Below are 2,135 nucleotides of genomic sequence, written 5' to 3' on the forward strand. Positions count from 1 at the left end.
CCTTTTGTTTTGCTAAACTCACTTGAATCTATAAGCGATCTTTTTTCTTCTTTGCCCTCTTTTGTAGAATCGCTAGACTTAGCATTTGCTCCAGCCACTAGCACAGGGGTGAGTGCTAGGGATTTTAAAAACTTGCGTCTTTGCATTGAACTAACCTTTTTGAGATATAATTTTCTAGCATTGTATGCAAGTTTGAACGCTTTGTGTGTAACTTTATCACATTTGACAATGGCTTTTAAAGGCAGGATTGATTAAAATGCAAAAAAGAAAAAGGAATTATAATGGCAAGCACAAGATGAGATTGATTACAAAGTCAAATTTAGCCAAGAGTATTTTAACCTCAAGCTTTGCAAATATGATAATGAGCGAATAGACATTCCTGTTTGATAAAAAGGGTAATCCACTTTTATACATTGAAGCAAAAGTTACCCTAAATCCACAATAAAAAGCAAAAGCCCTAGCCCAAGTCGTGCTAACCAATAAAAAGCAAAAGCATATCCTAAACCACCTAGCCCTAATCTATAAAGAAAATGGCAATGATATTTTAGAGTTTATTGAGCTTTTAGATGATTCTGTGATGTTTAATAACGACTCTCATTGGGAGAGTGAGACCCCAAGCACCCCAACACGCGATGCGATTGATAGAATCAACGATAGACTAAAACAAAGCGCGAAGATTATCAAATATCAAAATAATGAGATTAAAGAATTTTATGCCAACTTACTCAAAAGAGAAGATTTAGAAATCTCTATCACGCTTAAGAATATGATAAGCATTGAAGTAATGACTGCAGGAATAAGTGATAGCCACGCTCCTTGTTTGTCGTTTAGGAGTAAATAAGTAACAAACAAAATCACTCTGTATAACAATTTATGTTCTTTTTTCCAAAAATCATATTTTGTTGATTAGGATTAACCTGCATTATTTTAAATTTTTAAGGAACTACGAATGAAAGCAGCGAAGAATCATAAATGTTTCCAGTATGAGTATGGGGGGCAGACTTTGAAGCTTGTCAAAAAGATGGCAACCAGCAAGCTGCCAACGAACATAAGCGTTACAGGCAAAAATATAATAAGCAAAGGTGTAATAGGCAGTATTCTAGCTCTAGCTCTCTTCTCTAGCACACTCTCTGCAAAAAGCGGCTTGTTTGTAGGGATTGATATAGGTGCTTCGATTCTTACCCAAGACTACAGAGGGGAGAGCAGTGGAACGAACCACCCTCTCAGAAACGGTATCACTACGATGAAATACTCCTACCTTATGCCTCAGATAGGCTTTCGTCTAGGCTATCAGCATTATTTCACTCCTACAAATGGTCTGCGTCTGTATGGAAGCTATGCAGTTGCACGCACTGGTATGGTGAATGTCGAACGAAATTCGGGAGCCCAAATAATGGAGCAATACTTTTATGCGACCAAACGGCTTGAAGCGAATCTGGATTATTTGCTTGATCTTGTAAAAACTGAGAATAGTAGTGCTGGTGTGTATCTTGGTGTGTTTTATGGTGCTCCTATTATCACACTCAATAGAAAGAATGCGCGACCAGATCAATTCTCGGGTAATTTAAAGCAAAGGATTGTAGGGATTAACCTTGGATTGCAAATGACTTTGGCAGACCATCATAGAATCGAAGTTGGTGCAAAAATCCCTTTGAATAAACAAAAAGTAGAGCGTATATACGCCACTAATACTTTCACATTTAAGACTTTGTATGCCTACCAGCTAGCTAGTGTTGGACTTTCTTATGCATTTGTGTTTTGAGACTAGCGTTTTTGGGTATAGGAAAACCGAGCAGATGTTTAGCGAAGCCCTAGAAGCTTATCAAAAAAGCGGACTTAAAATGTATAGCCATATTTTTAGCACGGCTCAAACCTTTAATCTAAGCGATTGGAGTATCTCTCAAATGATTTTTAGCAAACACTTAGGCGATACGATAGATGATAAGTCTTTTACCGCCAAGCGTTATGAAAGGGACAAAATCGGCTTTAATTATGTCAAATCCTATGCTTATTGTGTGTCTCCATAAATGAATTTACCCTCCTTTTTCGCTTCTTCTACAAGAGCTAGAATCTTAGCCTTATCATCAAAGATAATAGCTTCTTTAGGGCATTGTGTCTCACAGGCAGGTTTTTTA

The 2,135-nt window shown here is 37.3% G+C and carries 3 protein-coding genes; all 3 read left to right on the forward strand.

Going from position 1 to position 2,135, the window contains the following annotated elements; genetic code table 11:
* The first annotated feature begins 469 nt into the window (after nt 1-469).
* The 3 genes from C6H08_RS10800 (at nt 470) to C6H08_RS10810 (ending at nt 2,027) form a co-directional block, all read left to right on the forward strand.
* The gene (locus tag C6H08_RS10800; RefSeq protein ID WP_194145932.1) at nt 470-841 is read left to right on the forward strand and encodes an HAD family hydrolase; all 372 of its coding nucleotides are present in this window, start codon (nt 470-472) and stop codon (nt 839-841) included.
* A 108-nt stretch (nt 842-949) separates the two neighbouring features.
* Complete coding sequence (locus tag C6H08_RS10805; RefSeq protein WP_034579588.1) at nt 950-1,762, forward strand: outer membrane beta-barrel protein; 813 nt, start codon at nt 950-952, stop codon at nt 1,760-1,762.
* A gap of 34 nt (nt 1,763-1,796) precedes the next feature.
* Nucleotides 1,797-2,027, forward strand: coding sequence for a hypothetical protein (locus C6H08_RS10810; protein WP_138196284.1), 231 nt, complete (start codon nt 1,797-1,799; stop codon nt 2,025-2,027).
* Nucleotides 2,028-2,135 lie beyond the last annotated feature (108 nt).

The organism is Helicobacter bilis (assembly GCF_900198365.1).
Taxonomy (GTDB): Bacteria; Campylobacterota; Campylobacteria; order Campylobacterales; family Helicobacteraceae; genus Helicobacter_A; species Helicobacter_A bilis_B.

What these genes read in the sequence shown, in the direction of transcription:
- C6H08_RS10805 (WP_034579588.1), top strand. Translation starts at nt 950, where the DNA reads ATGAAAGCAGCGAAGAATCATAAATGTTTCCAGTATGAGTATGGGGGG.
- C6H08_RS10810 (WP_138196284.1), top strand. Translation starts at nt 1,797, where the DNA reads ATGTTTAGCGAAGCCCTAGAAGCTTATCAAAAAAGCGGACTTAAAATG.